The organism is Micromonospora sp. NBRC 110009 (assembly GCF_030518795.1).
In the GTDB taxonomy this organism is placed as follows: Bacteria; Actinomycetota; Actinomycetes; order Mycobacteriales; family Micromonosporaceae; genus Micromonospora.
In genome coordinates this window covers 4,774,295-4,790,666 of record NZ_CP130427.1, presented here as the reverse complement: position 1 = coordinate 4,790,666, position 16,372 = coordinate 4,774,295, and the positions used below count along the sequence as shown (strand labels likewise).

Genomic DNA, 16,372 nt, shown 5'->3' with positions numbered 1-16,372 from the left:
CGAGCACGACGCTGTGGCGTGGCTAGAGACGTCCGACCTTGACAGCCTGCGCTGCGCTCGGCGCCCTACTCCTGTCGGGCCCTCAGCATCCGGCGCAGCTCGTCAACACGCTCCCGCACCCTCTTCGACACCAGGGCGCCGACTCCTGCACCGCTCGCCGTTTCCTCGAGCTGGTTGGCCGCCGACTCGTCCACGTCGACCACCGGGAACATCGCCGACGACAGCACCATTGCCCAGAGCATGCCGCCCTCGTGCATGGAGGGCATCGCCGCGATGTAGGCGTCGACGAAGGGACGGAGGACCTCTCCCGCCGACGGGCGCCAGAAGGCACGACCGGCCTCCCACATCATCCCCGCGGGCACCCGCCGCTGCTCGACCAGCGCCTCCCAGGCCGCCTGCTTGGCCTCCCGGGTCGGCTGTGCCGCCCGCACCAACACGGCCTTGACCCAGGCATCAGGATTGGGGTCCTCCCGTTCCAGGGCGTCGACCTCGGCCAGATGGACCCTGCCGAGCTCGGCCAGCCGGGACAACCTTCGCCACTTCAGGTCCGGCGTGGTCGCCCGCTCCTCGAGCTGCGACAACTGCTGCGCCGTGGTGGCGGTTCGGGCCAGCATCCGCATCGCAACCTGCTCCCGGGCCGGTTCCGAGGCCAGGGCGAGGCAGGTGTCCGCGATCGAGGCGAGCAGGTCGTCCCGGGCGCTGTCGGGCGACCAGTACTCCCCCGCCCTCACCGCGAGCGTCAACAGCGGCTCCACGACCGCGTCAGCCGACTCCCGCAGCAGCGCTCCGGTCGCGCAGCGCACGAAGTCCGCGGTGGTGACCTCCCCGGTGGTGAGCATGTCCCAGACAGTGGTCACCGCGAGCGTGCGAGCCATCGCGGTCGGGAGTCGACCGGAGTGGTCGACCAGGGTGCGGAGGGTGGCCGGATCCGGCCGGGCGGAGGCGAACGTCAGATCGTCGTCGTTGAGCAGAAGGAGATCCGCCTCGTCGAGGGAGAGCGGTGTGAGCTCTCCACGGACCTCCACCGAGACAGAGCTGCGGAGGGTGAAGGCATCGTCCCGGCCGTCGTACAGCCCGATCTGCAGCACATGCGGCCGCGGCTCGCTCCGGTCAGGTCCGACGGCGCGGAGTGCCACCATGTCGCCGTGCCTCTCCAGCGTGAGCCGGTCGGTCCCCGAGGTTTCCAGCCAGGTCTTGCGCCAAGACGCCAGGTCGCGCCCGCTCACGCTCTCGAGTTCCGCGAACAGGTCCTCCAGCGTGGCGTTCCCCCACAGGTGCTTGCGGAAATACGCCCGCAGGCCCTCGACGAACCGGTCCTCGCCGACGAACGCGACGAGCTGCTTGAGTACGCTCGCGCCCTTCGGGTAGGTGATCGCGTCGAAGCTGGCGGCGGCCGCGTCGGTGTCGGTGATCCGCTGCCTGATCGGATGCGTGGTCGGCGCCCTGTCGGCAAGGTAGGCGGACTGCTTGTCGTTGGCGAGGAACGTGGTCCAGATGTCGGTGAACTCCGTGGCGTTCGCCGCGGACCAGGCACAGGCCCAGTCGGCGAACGACTCGTTGAGCCACAGGTCGTCCCACCAGCGCATCGTCACCATGTCGCCGAACCACATGTGCGCCATCTCGTGCAGCAGGATCTGGGCCCGCAGCTGCCGCTCCACGAACGTGGGCGGCTCCCGGTAGACGAAGACGTCCGACCACGTCACGCAGCCGTAGTTCTCCATGGCGCCGCCGAACTCGGGCATGAACACCTGGTCGTAGCGGCGCTGCGGAAGCGGCAACTCGAACCGCTTTCCGTAAAAGGCGAGCCCCGCCGCCGTGATGGCGAACAGCTCTTCCGCGTCCCGCTCAAGCATCGACGCCAACGACCTGCGGGCGTAGAGGCCGAGGTCGTAACCGCCCCGCTGCGAGCGCAACTCGTGGAGCGGCCCGGCGTTGACGACCGGGATGTACGTCGACATCGGCGGCGTGTCCGGAAAGGCCCACGTCCTGGCACCGTCTGACGGTTCACTCACCGTGGGGTCACCAGAGTTGCTCAGCACCGTCCAGTCGGCCGGAGCGATGACCGTGATCGCGAAGGGCGCCTTTAGGTCGGGCTGGTCGAAGCACGCCCAGGCTCGGCGGGCGTCGTCGGGCTCGAAGGTCGTCCAGACGTAGACCAAGCCATCTGACGGGTCGACCGCCCGGTGCACCCCCGACCCGCGGCCGGTCTGGCGCTGTACGGACGAGACGACGAGAGTGTTCCGCTCCTTCAAGCCGGCCAAGGCGATGCGTCCGTCGCGGACGGCGTCCAGATCCACCGGCTCGCCGTTGAGCGTGACCTCTTCCACCTCAGCGACACAGTCGACAAAGGTCCCCGAGCCGGACGTCAGGCTTCGAAATGTGATCGTCGAGGTCGCTCGGAACTCCTCCCCCTCAAGCAGATGGGTCAGATCGACATCGATGTCATACCTCTCGACCGCGAGCAGCTCAGCACGTTCCCGCGCCTCGGCCTGCGTCAGACTGCGTGCCCCCGCCATGTCTTGCCCCTCTCGCGTCCTCGGCCGCTCAAACGCTAGACCTGGCGAGGATGCCTGTCGACGCTGTTTGTCCCCCGTGGATGCAGGTCGCTCCGCGTAACAACTCTGCCGCAGGCCTACTCAAGGAATGACGTCAAGGGGATGACTACTTCGGGCGCGCCGAAGAGGCAACGAGCAAAGCGGCTGCTCACCTGCCACCTCAAGTAAAAGCTGCTGACCTACCCCAGGAACCGCCGCTGCTATGGCCATTTTCCCTGCGGCCCGCGCCCTGGGCCCACCCGAACCGGCATCGCCACCGCCCTAGGTGGCCAGCTACAGGCACCTTGCCGACGGCGTCCTATCCCTCCTTGCGGCCCTTCTTGAGGTCGCCACTGTCCGAATCGGGACCGATACGGAAGCGCGGGTCCGATGTGCAGTGACAATTGCCCGGCGCGATGGGCGCGCCACAGGGGGAAAAGCATGTCCAACAGGGGGTCGAGCATGATACCGAGACGTTCACACGCGGCCGTCGTGGCCGTTGCGGCCATGGCGTTGGTGTTGCCTTCGGCGACGCCCGCGGCGGCCGCAACCGCATCCGCCCCGATCGTCGACGGTCTAGCCGGGCCGCTCCAACTGGCGGTGGGGAGTGACGGGACGGTCTACGTCTCCCAGTCCTTCGCGGGGAAACTGACGGCGGTCGGAAAGAAGGGTACGACCGACCTCGTGTCGACGCCCGGCGCGGAGATCGCGGGTGTCGCCGCGGACGGCCGGGGAACGGTGACCTTCACCACCAGTGGCGAGAGTGAGGACGGCTTCTTCGCCGAGGTGAGGCGCGTTGTGGCCAGCGGGAAGGTGCGGACTCTCGGCAACGTCGGCGAGTACGAGGCCACCGTCAACCCCGACCAGGTCAACAGCTATGGCTTCCAGGGGCTCGCACCGGGGTGCGCGGAGCAGGTGCCGGCGGAAATCGGCGGCGATCCCTACCCCGGGATTGTCGAGTCCCATCCGTACTCCGTCGCGATCCTGCCGGACGGGTCGCGCATCGTCGGCGATGCGGCAGGCAACGATATCGTCCGCGTCGCACCCAACGGCGGAATCAGCACGGTCGCGGTGCTGCCTCCCCAGCCGTTCGTCATCACCGCAGAGATTGCTGCCGGCCTCGGGCTGCCCGGATGCACCGTCGGCAAGACCTACAACTTCGAGCCGGTACCCACGGACGTCGAGCTCGGTCCGGACGGTTTGCTCTACGTGTCGAGCCTGCCCGGCGGCCCGGAGGATTCCAGCCTTGGCGCGCGAGGTTCCGTCTACTCGGTCAACCTCGCCACCGGTCACATCGCGAAGCTCGCCGGGGGTTTCCTCACCGCGACGAACCTCGCCGTCGCCCCGGACGGCACAATCTACGTCGCGGAACTGTTGGGCAACCGCATCTCCACCGTCTCTGCTGGCGGTGCCGAGCCTTTTGCAGAAGTGCCGACCCCGGCCGCGCTCGAGTGGGCCAACGGCAAGCTGTACGCAACCGTCGACGCCTTCGGTAACGGGTCGGTGGTGACCTTCACGCCCTGAGGTCGTCGCCATGACGCCTAGCTGCTGACTGGATCGTGCGGCAGCGGCACCTGAGCAGACCCCGCCGCATACCGTGCGGCGGGGTCTCGCATTGGATGAGGCTCCGCCCGGCGTCTCTGACGTAGGTCGGGTTTCGGGTCGGACCGCCCCTGAGGGTCTTCAGGTGGTGGGACCAGGAGGACTGGGCCGACAGCGGGCGGCGAACGCAACCCCGCTGGGTCACCGCCCGCTGGGCTGTGCGGGCCGCCCAACCGCCCCGCGGCCGTCAGCTCGTCAACGCCGAGCAAGATCGGTGGATGCCCGGGTCGTCGCTAAGGGTAGGGCCACTCCCAAGCGACCAGTCCGGTGGCACCGCAGCAACGTGGCAGGGTGACGAAGAACGTCGACCAGCGGGACCGAGGCCGCAGCTGTGAAAGGGCTGACAGCTCCGCTCCGTCGGTGGGCTGCAGGTCCACGCGTGCGACCTGCCGGCGCAGCACCGCGACCTGATGACGCACCAGGAGAATCCCGATGTTCTTGGACCGGTCGCCACGCAGGCATTTGCCGGCCAGCCTCAAGACCTGAGACAAGATCAGGTACCCGAAAGGCAAGAACATGCCCGCCGCCATGCCGCTCGGCCGGCCAGCCGGGCTGCACAGAACCGCACCTAAGAGGCCAGGAGTCTCCGAGCGGTACAGCCGCACCTGGTGGTCACGGAGGACGGCCGATGCCAGCGTCACCGCCCGCAAGATCCCGGTTAGGGCCCTGGATTGTTGTTCTTGAGCACGTGAGCCGGTCTCCGCCCTGTCCCCGTGTCGCTCCCGCCGGCAGCCACCTTCGCAACACGAGGTGAGGCGGTCTGATGAAAGAGATCAGTGACGAGCCGGTAACGCAGTACACGCGACATCGGTTGTACCTCGGGCGGGGCGGCAGGACTGCTGACCATTCAACGCCGTGAGGCTTGAGGAGGGCTGACAAGCGTGCCGTTCTCTCTTGATGAAGTCCAGGAGCGAACCGACACATCGCACCGCCTGGACGACATGGTGGAACCCGAGCGCCTCGTCGTTCCTGAGGGGCCCGAATTGACAGTCGCTGAGAGGTCGCGCCCTGCTCTGCCCCCACGGACTCGGCATCGGGCGCGTGGAAGGGCTGCGCGTCCCCCGCGTCGTCCGCATGAGCAGCCGAAGGCCGACCAGGTTGCGGTCTACGCCCCCCAGCCGCCCACCGAGGCCGAAAAGTGCCAGTACTACGGCGCACAGTCGCGATGGATCTTCGCGGTGCTGTTCCTCGCGTTCGCCGGCGTGATGTACGGCATGACCCGGATGGCCATCCAAACGTGGTGGACGAGCCCGCTATTCGTGATCATCGCGGTGCAGATCGGCGGGGTCGCGATCAGCCTTCTGTCCAGCACTCGCAAGCGCCGCAGCAACCTGGCCGAGCACAGGGCCCGTATCGCAGCCTACCGGCCCGCCCGGTACCCGTCGGTCGACGTGTTCCTACCCACGGCCGGCGAAGACCTACAGATCCTCGCCAACACCTACCAGCACGTCTCGCGGCTCCGGTGGCCCGGGGTCATGACGGTGTACGTCCTCGACGACTCTGACCGGCTCGCCGTGCGGGAGCTTGCAGAGAGGCACGGGTTCCGCTATCTGGTACGCCCCAATCGGCCCATCATGAAGAAGGCTGGGAACCTCGCCTACGGGTTCGCCTACTCCAACGGGGAGCTGATTCACGTCTTCGACGCCGACTTCGCGCCGCGCGAGGACATGACTCTGGAAATCGCCCCCTACTTCGAGGACCCGAAGATCGGCATAGTCCAGACACCGCAGTACTTCGACGTCAAGCACCCGGACTTCAACTGGCTGCAGCGCGCGGCCGGGGCCACCCAGGAGCTGTTCTACCGGTGGATCCAGCCCGCCCGAGACGCGGTCGACGCGGCGATCTGCGTCGGCACCAACGCGATCTACCGGCGCGCCGCGCTGATGGCCGGGGGCGGCTTCGCGCAGATCGGGCACAGCGAGGACGTCCACACCGGAGTGAACATGGCAAAGGCCGGCTACGTCACCCGCTACGTGCCGGTGAATCTCGCGAAGGGCGTGTGCCCCGACGACTTCGACGGGTTCGCCCCGCAGCAGTACCGCTGGTGCACCGGATCGATGAGCCTGCTCGGCGACCCCAGGTTCCACCGCTCGCCGCTGACGGTCAAGCAAAAGCTGTGCTTCTGGACCGGATTCCTCTACTACATCACCACATCACTGGCGGTGTTCACGGTGCCGATCCCCGGTCTGCTCATGGCGTGGTTCTTCCCCCAGTACATCAAGCCGGCCAACTACCTGCCGCTGGTCGGCGCGGTGGTGGTATGGGCATTCATGATGCCCGTCGTCACGCACGGCCGGTGGACACCGGCGGTCGTACGCATCCAGCTGCTCATCGGGTTCTGCCACACCGTGGCTCTCTTCGACTTCCTGCGGGAACGCACCGCCGCCTGGGTCCCGACCGGGGCGGCGAAGGGCGCGCCAATCGCCAAGCGCGTGTTCCGCCTGCTCCGGACGTGGCTGCTGACCGTGCACCTGCTGCTATGGCTCGGGCTCGCACTCGGCGCCGCCACCTACGGCATCGACCGGTACTGGGCGTCGATACTGCTCACGCTGCCATCAATGTACTTCACCGTCCCGCTGCTCCTCGGCAACGCAGGGCTGCGCCGACGGCGGCCTCTCCCCGCCCCAGGCCGTTCGGCAGTGGCGCTTGGTCGCAACAAGCCGACCCGTCAGCCGCAGCCCGCGACGCCCGTGCGAGTGAAAGCATGAGGAGGACCCTCCTGACCGCCGTCGCCGCGGCGGCCGCCATGACTGTCGCCGCCGGCTGCACCCGGCCTGACTTGAATGATGCAAGTCCGGGCGACCGGTCTCGGAACGTCGAGACCAGAACAGCGTCGCCCGCAGCTGCCGCCCCAGTACCCGTGGTAGCCAAGACCAGCGACGTGCTGGGCACGGGGCCGGTGTTCGGGATCAACATGGCAGACCGCACCAAACATGCGCTCGACGCGGTCCACGCCGCTACCGGGTGTCGGCCGACGTGGGTGCAGTTCTTCGTGTCGGTCGCCGCAGGAGTGACGGTGGAGGACATCCGGAAAAATCCGGGCACGCCGCTGATGTCGCTAGAGCCGTGGCGGGCCGGCGAAGGCCCCGACCAGCCGGACTTCACGTTGCGCGCGACGATCGACGGCAAATGGGACCGGGAGTACCTAAAGATCGCCCGCGCCGTCGTTCAGTACCGCGACGTCATCATGCTGCGGTTCGCGCACGAGATGAACGGCCGGTGGTACCCGTGGGGCCCAGTGGCAGGCAACACCCCCGCCGAGTACACACAGGCATGGCGACACGTCGTCGCCCTGTTCCGCCACGCCGGCGCCACCAATGTGCTGTGGGTGTGGTCGCCGAACATCCTCCGCGGCGCTGTCAAGACCCCCGTCGACGCCTACTACCCGGGAAACGAGTGGGTGGACTTTGTCGGCGTCACCGGCTACGGCGTCCGCGAACACAGCCCCGAGGTGACCTACGCCAAGACCTTCGCCCAGATCCGGGCCACCACCGACAAGCCGATCATCCTCACCGAGACCGGCGCACAGCACGGTCCCGCCAAGCTGTCGTGGATTCGCGCCTTCGGGCCGTGGCTGCGCGCCAACCCCGACGTCGCCGGCTTCGTGTGGAGTCAACGGAAGCGCGGCCAGGGCGGCACCGCCGACTGGCGATTCGACGACGATCCGGCCAACCTCGCCGCGTTCAAGGCCACCCTTTCGGCCGGCCGCGTGCCGTGCCAACCGTGAGAGGCCCACCAATGAGGAACAGCGCCCCCGACGCCACTGTCATGTTCGATGGGCCCAAGCCGCTCAACGACGCCACCGTCAACTTCGACAGGCCCGTTGTACGCGATGACGCTACCGTCCTGATCGACCGCATCCGGCCCGATGGGCTCGACGGGCCCGAGGCCAGCTCGATCCGCCGCCTCGGCGTTGTGCGCACTGTGCTGCTCGCCACGCCCGCGGGCATCACCGCGACCGCCCTGGGCGTCGTCGGCGCCGCCGATCGGCAGATGTGGAACGACGAGTACGCCACCTGGCACGCGAGCACTCTGGGGATCGACGACTTCGTCAGGCTGCTGCAGAAGGTGGACACTGTCCACGCGCTCTACTACGTGTTCATGCACGCGTGGATCGCTGCGTTCGGGGACTCTCCGCTCGCGCTGCGCGGCCCTTCCATCGCCGCCACCGCCATCACGGCCGGCGTGCTCACCCTGCTCGGCCGGCGGCTGTTCAGCGCCCCGGTCGGCCTCACCGCCGGACTGCTGTTCGCGATCATCCCGTCGGTGTCCCGCTATGCCCAGGAGGCCCGGTCGTACGCCGCGGTCACCGCCGTCGCTGTCGTCGCCACCGTCCTGCTGCTCCGCGCCCTTGAATGCCCGAGGTGGGGGCGGTGGTTCCTGTACGGCGTGACCGTGGCCGCGCTCGCATGGCTGAACTTCGTGGCGCTGCTGGTCCTCGCGCCCCACGGGCTGCTGTTCTGGCGCGCCGCCCACCGCGCCCAGAACCTGCGGGTGTGGCGCGGCCTCGCCGCCGTGACCGTCCTGGTCGTGGCGGCGCTACCGCTACTGTCGAGGGCGTCGCAGCAGTCCGGGCAGATCAGCTGGATCAAGGCCAAGCCTCTTCTCGACCTGCCGCAGTCGCTGTTCGCATCGCAGACCATCGCCGTCATCGTGCTCGCCGCGGCCGCAGTCGGCGCGCTCGTGCTCCACTGGGCACACCGCTTCAACCTCGCCGTCCTGCTGGCCTGGACCGTACTGCCGCCAGCGTTCTGCTACGCGACATTCGACATGCTGCACCTACTCCTGGCCCGCTACCTGCTGTTCACTCTGCCCGCATGGGCGCTGCTCGCCGCAGTCACCGTCAACGCCCTCGTCATCGCGTTGCCGGCCCGGCGCACAACGACCGTCGCCTCCGTCATCATCGGCATTACCGCAGTGGCGACGGTCGCCTACATCGGGCTCCCCGACCAACGCGAGGTCCGCCGGTCGCCGGTGGTCGGCCAGCCGGACTACCGAGGCGCGATCCTCGCCATCCGGGACCAGGCGCAGCCTGGCGACGGTATCGCCTACAACGACGTGTTCGGCGAACTGTCCGGCCTCGGCCGCAAGGCGACCCGATACGAGCTACGCCACGACGACGCGCCCCGCGACGTGTTCCTGGAGGTGTCAGCGGCCGTACGCGGGTCGTTCTCCGGCCGCGAGTGCGACGACTGGTCGGCCTGCCTCGGCGACACGCAGCGGCTCTGGCTGGTCAGCACCACGACCTCCCGTGACCCGTTCGACGGACTGAGCGACCCACGCAAAGCACTACTGCGCGGCCAGTTCACCGCTTCGGCTCCTCAGCAGTTTCAGGGCGTGCGGGTAGTGCTGCTGACGCGCGCAGGATCCGTCCGCGTGCCAAACTCGAAATGAGCCTGTTGGGTCGGAGGCCTCGGTGTGGCCTGGGTCGTCATTTTTCTGGGCAGCGTGGGTGCCTGCAGGGTGAACTCCGGCGTCCGACGCGCCGCCGGCAGAACTCCGCGACCTCTTCGCGGACACGGCACCCGTTTCATGTGTTCCTGCTGCAGGGCTCGGGATCGCCGGTGTCTTTGGGCGCAGTGGATGCGGCGCAGGATCTCCTTCTCGACCTTCAGCTCGGCGACCTTCTTCCGCGGCTGACGCAGTTCCTCGCTCATCGGCGTCGACCGGTCGCCGGCCCGCCCGACATGACGATGCCATGAGAGGCAGCTCGCCGGCACGAACTGGACGTGATGGTGCCAAGGTCAGGCTAGATGCGCATCCGTCTCTTCGTCCTCGAGCCGCAACAGATCCGCTAATCCGCATTGGTGCTCAAAAGTGATCTGATCGAGTTGCTGGAACGGCGGCGTTGGCCACGGGAAATCTGGCGGATCCCATGCGGGGCAACGCGCTTCAGCCGCTCCCTGTCGCCTGACCGAAAGCGGCGTTGTTTCAGATGCTGCTTCTGGCCGGAATGAGGCCTTGACCTGCGCCGATGGCACGACGACGCTGACCTGCGTCCGGACAGTCAGCCCCGGCTCGGGCAGAACGGCCAGCCGTCGCAGCAGGCGATAGGCATATCTCCTTATAACCATTTTTCGGGCATGACCGCATGCGGCCCTGCGCGTTAGCTGCCCGCGATAGGCAGCACCACGAATTGTGGAAAATTGCTACCGGACATCTATAAAGGCAATCGTGATTCCTATGCGTATACCCAATTTAGTCCGTTTCGCCGCGGCGTTACTGGTCTGCATGATCGGCCTGTCGGTCGCCACACCGGCTTTGGCCCAGCCCAGCACTCAAATCTTCCTGTGGCAGGAGCAGGTGGGGCGCCCCGCGTTAGGCTTCCCACAGAACTGCCAAGCGCTCGGAAATGGACCCTTCGTCGGCCTGGATGTCTGGACCTTCGGCCTGGTACTGCCCGAGCAGGGCGAGTTCACGGCGCTGACCCTGACCTTCTGGACGCCGGAAGGCCAACAACTCCCCCCGATCAGCGTTCCCGGACCCGACGGTGACATCATCCCTAGCACCCGGCAGGCGCGGGCCAGGGTGCCGGCCGGGTCCCAGATCATCAGCGGCAGCGCCGAGATCACGGGCGAACCAGTAGCCGACTTCACCGTGTCCGAGACCTGTTTGGCGATTCCGCCCACGCCCGACGTCAATCTCGCGTGGAACAAGCCTGCGACCGCGGACAGCCAGTGCGCGCCGACCGAGGGCCCGGAGAAGGCGGTCAACGGTGGCTGGTACGGCGCGTCGGACAAGTGGTGCTCCAAGGGGGCCAGCAAGTGGCTGCGCGTCGATCTCGGATCCAGTACGAACATCAGGCAGTTTGTGGTGCGTCATGCTGGCGCCGGTGGGGAGCCGACGTCGTACAACACCCGCGCCTACAACATCCAGGTGAGCGCTGACAGCACAACGTGGACGACGGCCGTCACAGTCACCGGGAACACGGCGAGCGTCACCACCCACGATGTGGCGGCAGCCGGCCGCTACGTCCGCCTCAACGTCACCACCCCGACACAGACCACCGATCCCTCGGCCCGCATCTACGAGTTGGAGGTCTACGGCGGGGTCAATCTCGCGCTGAACAAGCCCGCGACCGCGGACAGCCAGTGCGCGGCGACCGAAGGCCCGGAGAAGGCGGTCAACGGTAGCTGGAGCGGCGCGTCGAACAAGTGGTGCTCCAAGGGGGCCAGCAAGTGGCTGCGCGTCGATCTCGGATCTACCGCGACCATCAGGCGGTTTGTGGTGCGTCATGCTGGCGCCGGTGGGGAGCCGACGTCGTGGAACACCCGCGCCTTCAACATCCAGGTGAGCGCTGACGGCACAACGTGGACGACGGTCGTCACCGTGGCCGCGAATACGGCGAGCGTCACTACCCACGACGTGAGGGCAACTGGCCGCTACGTCCGCCTCAACGTCACCACGCCGACACAGACCACTGATCCCGCGGCCCGCATCTACGAGCTGGAGGTCTACGGCCAGGTCGGGTCGCTGCCGCCGGAAGTCAATCTCGCGCTGAACAAGCCCGCGACCGCGGCCGGCCAGTGCTCTCCGACCGAAGGCCCGGAGAAGGCGGTCAACGGCAGCTCGGGCGGCACGTCGAACAGGTGGTGCTCCACGGGGGCCGGCACCTGGCTGCGCGTCGATCTCGCATCCCCCGGATCGCTTGTGAACATCAGGAAGTTTGTGCTGCGTCATGCTGGCGCCGGTGGCGAGTCGGCGTCGTTCAACACCCGCGCCTTCACCATTGAGATGAGCGCTGATGCCATACAGTGGTGGACGGTTGTCACCGTAACCGCGAATACGGCGAACGTCAGTACCCACTACGTGGACGCATTCGGCCGCTACGTCCGCCTCACCGTCACCACGCCGACACAGACCACTGATCCCACGGCCCGCATCTACGAGTTGGAGGCTTACCCGCCATCGTGATTGCGATGTGCGCGTAAGGAGCGACTGCTGTGCCCGAGCCGGGGTTCTCGCGGACCTGGGGCTTAGCTCCCGAGTCGGGATGGTGCCGGTGGCCGCCGGGTGGTTCGGTGTGTTGACGTTGACGTGGAACGGCCACCGCCTGATCATCGGGATCGACCAAGATCTTCGATGTGGGGGCGGTGGCCGTGGCGCCCGCTCTGTGGGAGTACGGCGTTCCGGATGAGCTGCTCGACATTCAACGGCAAGCAGTTCACCGCCCGCTTCAACCAAGGTGGTTGGGGAGGTGATGTTCGACCGGATCTGCCGGGAGAGTGGCGTCACCCTGTCCCTGCCGAGTAAGCCAGGTGCCCTGGTCAGGGCCCCCCTAGCGCCGGACCTCTCCGGCATCCTTGCGACTTGGCGCCTCGAACGGGACTGCGCTCACCCGCTGCGCCGCTGATGCATCTCGGTGATCAGGCCGGTCAGCCAGGCATCCCCCGACCGAACACGCCGACATCGAGTCAGCCACTCGTAGTCGTCCGACGTCGACACGTCTACCACCCGACACGCCACCTCGACCGGAGTGCCTTCGGCAGCCATTACCTTGACCCACCTCGTAGCGCCGTGGGGCCACCACCTCCCACGCCAGCTCGGTCGCACGGCGGGTGGCCTGCAGCCCAATCTCGAGTTGGGCGATCCGTCGCTTCGCTGCGGCCAGTCCTTCTCCGCGCTCTTCAGCCCCGGCACCAAACCACGGGGCGTGTCGGGTGTCCAGGTCAGCCAGGCGCCGGCCGAGGGCGCCGCCGCGACGGCACGCGGTTTCGGTGTGCACGCGCAGCAGCAAGGCGTCGAGGACGACATCGTTGCCACGAGCGTCCTGTCGTCGCAAACCGGGTATCTACCGTTCGGTGAGATGCCCTCGGTGGAGCTGTCTGCTGTTCCTCAGCCAAGCGCCACGGCGGCGACCCGGCGGGCCAACAGGCGAGCGGGGTCGAGCACCGGGACGGGGACACGGGAGCTGTCCAGGGCGAGGACGAGCTCGGTGCACGCGGTGACGACCCGCTCCGCGCCGCGGTCGGCCAGGGAACGGGAGACCTCCGCCAGCGCGCGCGTGTGGACTGGTCGGACTCCGCCACTCTTGACGGCGCCGATGGCCGCCGTGACGTGCCGCTGGCCGGGCTCGTCGGGCTCGATCACCGTCACGCCCCGCTGCCGCAGGGCGTCCGCGTACAGGCCCGCCTGCCGGGTTCCGGTAGTGGCCAGCACACCAGCCCTACGTACGCCGTCGGCAGCGAGGGCGTCTGCGGTGACCTCGATGATGCTCACCAGCTCCAGCCCGGCCACGTCTGCCAGCCGCGGGACGAAGGCGTGAGCGGTGTTGCAGGGCACGGCGAGCACCTCGCACCCCGCCTGCTTTAGCGCCTCGATGCCGCGCCGCAAGTACGGGGTGGGGTCCTCGCCGCCCAGCAGGCTCAGGGAACGGTCGGGGACGCGGGGGTTGCCCCAGATGACGACGGGGACGTGCTCCTGATCGCAGGTGGCGGCCGTCTCCTCCACGAGCTTGCCGTAGAAGTCGACGGTGGCCGCCGGTCCCATGCCGCCCAGGACGCCGACCATCCTGGGTGCGCTCACCGGGCACCGCCGACGATGGCGCGGCCGGGCAGCGCGGAGGGCACCAGGGCGCCGTCGCGTACCACGGGCTCCCCGCCGACGAGCACGTGTTTGAACCCGATCGACGACGCCGCCGGGATCTGGTAAGTCGACCGGTCGGCGACTTCGGCGAGGTTGAAGACCACGAGGTCGGCGTCGTGGCCCGCCTGTACGCGGCCCTTGCGCGCCATCGCCGGGCTGGCGGCCTGGAGGAACGTGGCGGGCAGCAGTGAACAGCGGCGCAACGCCTCGCTCAGCGACAACGTCGCGGTCTCCCGCACCATTGTGCGCAGGAATCGCGAGAAGGTGCCGGAGCTGCGGGGATGCGAGAGGGCGCCGGGCGGCATGGGACGGTCGCCGTCGATGAGCGTGCCGTCCACGTCCATGAAGGGGACGGCGTCCGAGGCGACGGCGGTGTCGTCGAGCAGCAACGCCCGACGGATCAAGGCCAGGTCCGGTGCCGATCCCTCGTCGAGGTAGTGGACGACGACCAGCGCGCCAGGGATGTCGCGTCGAATCTGCAGGAGGCGGTCCTCGTCGGCGGGGCGTTCGCCCGTGGCCACGACGACCAGGTCTGACGTGCGCAGGCCGAGACGGGGTAGGCGGTCCGGGCTCAGGAAAGGCGCCCCGACGGCGGTCATCCCTGCGCCGTACGGATAGGCCTCGGTCGTGATGGCGAGCCCGCGCGCGCGTGCGCCGCTGACCAGGTCAGCGATCTCGTCGACGGCCCGCAGCGCGGTGGAGTTCAGGTGACACAGGTGCATGTGCGCGCCGGTCTCGGCCGCCGCCGCGACGACCTCGGCCACGCCTTCCAGCGCTGACTCGGGCTCGTGTCGGTTCTTGAAGCGAGCGTGCGTGAAGGTCGGTACGCCAAGGCGTGCGGCCGTGCTCGCCACACGCAGGTATTCGTCCCGTCCGGTCCCTGGGGCGTATCCGAGCAGTACGCCGATGCCGAGCGCACCCGCGCCGATCTCCTCCTCCAGGCGCCCCGCGATCCGCGTGACCTCGGCGTGATCCGCGGGCCGCTGCCAGCCGGTGCTCTCCCCGATGCCCGCCGCGAAGCCGAGAGGCCCGTGGCTCGGCGTCACGCCGTCCAGGGCACTCATCCTGGAACGTGCCCAGGAGGCCGAGTAGCCGTAGTTGACCGGGCGGCCCTCCGCCGCCGCGGTCGCGAGCGCCCGAGCCACATCGCCCACGCCGGACTCCAGCTCCAAGGCGGTGGTGACCCCGTCCAGCGCCTGGAGCCGCAGGGAGGGGATGGTCTGCGCGTGGCTGTGCAGGTCGATGAATCCGGCGGTGACGACGTGACCGGACACGTCGAGCGTCTGCGCCGGCCGGAAGCCCGACGTGTCGCCGACCGCCGCGACCGTACCGCCGCTGACCGCGACGTCCGTTACCGCGTCCAGGCCGGATTCGGGGTCGACGACCCGTCCCCCGGCCAGCACCAGGTCGCAGTCGCGGAAGCAAGTCACGGCGTCCTCTCCTCCTGTCATGAGCCGGAGACGGGCAATCGGCGCGCGAGGACAGCTGGCCGACGGAGAGCCACTGGCGGCCGTCCGGACAAGGATCGAGGTATAAGGTCATCCCCGTCTCCAGACGCAGCAATACGACAGTGAAGGACTGAGCTTGCAGGATTCCGGCGTCACGCCTCCGGCGCTGCTGTCGGAGACCGACCTCGAACTCATCGACGCCCTTCAGATCAATCCGCGAGCGAGCTGGGTGGACGTCGGGGCCGCGATCGGCGCGGACCCGGTGACGGCGTCGCGGCGCTGGCAGCGGCTGACCAACACCGGGCAGGCGTGGACCACCGTCGCCCTGGGCCAGCGCCAGATGCACGCGATGAGCATGGCGTTCCTGGAGATCGACTGCGAGGCCGGAACGGCGGTCGAGGTCGCCGACGCGCTTGCGACGGCGGGACACCTCATCACCGTCCAGCACGTCGCCGCCGATCACGACCTGTTCGTGATCGCCGTCGCCGCGTCTATGCCGGCGCTGGCGGACTACCTGCTCACGGACCTGCCACGGGTGCCTGGCGTGGCGAAGGTGCGCACCCACGTCGCGACGCGCATCTTTGAGGCCTCCTGCCGCTGGCGGCTACGCGTCCTGTCGCCTCGATCCGCGAACCGACTGGCTAGGCGGCCCATACCGCCTGCGTCCACCAGCCGCATGGACGATATCGACCGGCTGCTGTTCCAGGCCCTGCTCGCGGACGGCCGCGCCGGCTACGCTGAGCTCGCCGGCGTCATCGGTATGTCCGAGCGCACGGTGCAGCGCAAGCTGTCACGGCTGGTCGCGGCCAGCGACATCGACTTCCGCTGCGACCTGGCGCGATCGCACGCGGGCTGGCACTCCTCCGCCGTGCTGTGGCTGCGGATGCCGGACGGGCTCCTCGAGGAGACGGGCCGGGCGCTGCTCGACTGGCCGGAGACGCGCACCTGCGCGGCGCTCGCGGGGGCTCGCAACATGCTCCTCACCGTGGGCCTGCACGGGGTCGCCGACCTGCATCCGCTGGTGGTGCGCCTCGAGGAGCGGTTCCCGTACCTGATCGTCGCCGACCGGCAGATCGTCCTGCGGCAGTCGAAGCTGTACGGGCGGGCCCTCGACCCCTTCGGCCGTTGCACGGGCGTCGTCCCCGTGGACCCATGGAGCCTGTCATCGCACGCCTGACGGCAGCCGTCCGAGCGGTCGCGCGG

Annotated in this window: 10 protein-coding genes and 1 pseudogene; 7 read left to right on the top strand and 4 right to left on the bottom strand. The window is 68.5% G+C overall.

Annotated features, from left to right (window positions below):
- Positions 1-65: 65 nt before the first annotated feature.
- Positions 66-2,516, bottom strand: a complete 2,451-nt coding sequence (gene pepN / locus Q2K19_RS22700) for an aminopeptidase N (protein WP_302763536.1) — start codon at positions 2,514-2,516, stop codon at positions 66-68.
- A gap of 510 nt (positions 2,517-3,026) precedes the next feature.
- Between pepN and Q2K19_RS22695 the strand changes: the two genes are divergently transcribed.
- Entirely contained in the window at positions 3,027-4,058 is a 1,032-nt protein-coding gene (locus tag Q2K19_RS22695) for a ScyD/ScyE family protein (RefSeq protein ID WP_302763534.1), read from the top strand.
- A gap of 311 nt (positions 4,059-4,369) precedes the next feature.
- On the opposite strand, the gene Q2K19_RS22690 is transcribed toward Q2K19_RS22695, so the two are convergent.
- Entirely contained in the window at positions 4,370-4,777 is a 408-nt protein-coding gene (locus tag Q2K19_RS22690) for a hypothetical protein (protein WP_302763532.1), read from the bottom strand.
- A 537-nt stretch (positions 4,778-5,314) separates the two neighbouring features.
- Between Q2K19_RS22690 and Q2K19_RS22685 the strand changes: the two genes are divergently transcribed.
- The 5 genes and pseudogenes from Q2K19_RS22685 to Q2K19_RS22665 form a co-directional block, all read left to right on the top strand.
- The gene (locus Q2K19_RS22685; protein ID WP_302763530.1) at positions 5,315-6,844 is read left to right on the top strand and encodes a glycosyltransferase family 2 protein; all 1,530 of its coding nucleotides are present in this window, start codon (positions 5,315-5,317) and stop codon (positions 6,842-6,844) included.
- A gap of 152 nt (positions 6,845-6,996) precedes the next feature.
- A complete protein-coding gene (locus Q2K19_RS22680; protein WP_302763528.1) occupies positions 6,997-7,863 on the top strand; it encodes a glycoside hydrolase family 26 protein in 867 nt (288 codons plus the stop codon).
- Positions 7,864-7,874: 11 nt separating this feature from the next.
- Positions 7,875-9,530 (top strand): glycosyltransferase family 39 protein, encoded by a 1,656-nt coding sequence (locus Q2K19_RS22675; RefSeq protein WP_302763526.1) that lies wholly within the window; start codon positions 7,875-7,877, stop codon positions 9,528-9,530.
- Positions 9,531-9,670: 140 nt separating this feature from the next.
- Positions 9,671-9,838, top strand: a complete 168-nt coding sequence (locus Q2K19_RS22670; RefSeq protein WP_302763525.1) for a hypothetical protein — start codon at positions 9,671-9,673, stop codon at positions 9,836-9,838.
- 904 nt (positions 9,839-10,742) lie between these two features.
- Positions 10,743-12,002: pseudogene (locus tag Q2K19_RS22665) on the top strand (discoidin domain-containing protein); the annotation flags it as partial.
- 969 nt (positions 12,003-12,971) lie between these two features.
- On the opposite strand, the gene cuyB reads toward Q2K19_RS22665, so the two are convergent.
- A complete protein-coding gene (cuyB, locus tag Q2K19_RS22660; RefSeq protein ID WP_302763524.1) occupies positions 12,972-13,661 on the bottom strand; it encodes a cysteate racemase in 690 nt (229 codons plus the stop codon).
- Positions 13,658-15,172 carry an amidohydrolase family protein gene (locus Q2K19_RS22655; RefSeq protein WP_302763523.1) on the bottom strand — a complete coding sequence of 505 codons (1,515 nt, stop codon included), beginning with the start codon at positions 15,170-15,172 and terminating at the stop codon, positions 13,658-13,660. Before Q2K19_RS22655 ends, cuyB begins: the two co-directional genes overlap by 4 nt.
- A 133-nt stretch (positions 15,173-15,305) precedes the next feature.
- On the opposite strand from Q2K19_RS22655, the gene Q2K19_RS22650 reads away from it, so the two are divergent.
- A complete protein-coding gene (locus Q2K19_RS22650; protein ID WP_302763522.1) occupies positions 15,306-16,346 on the top strand; it encodes an Lrp/AsnC family transcriptional regulator in 1,041 nt (346 codons plus the stop codon).
- Positions 16,347-16,372 lie beyond the last annotated feature (26 nt).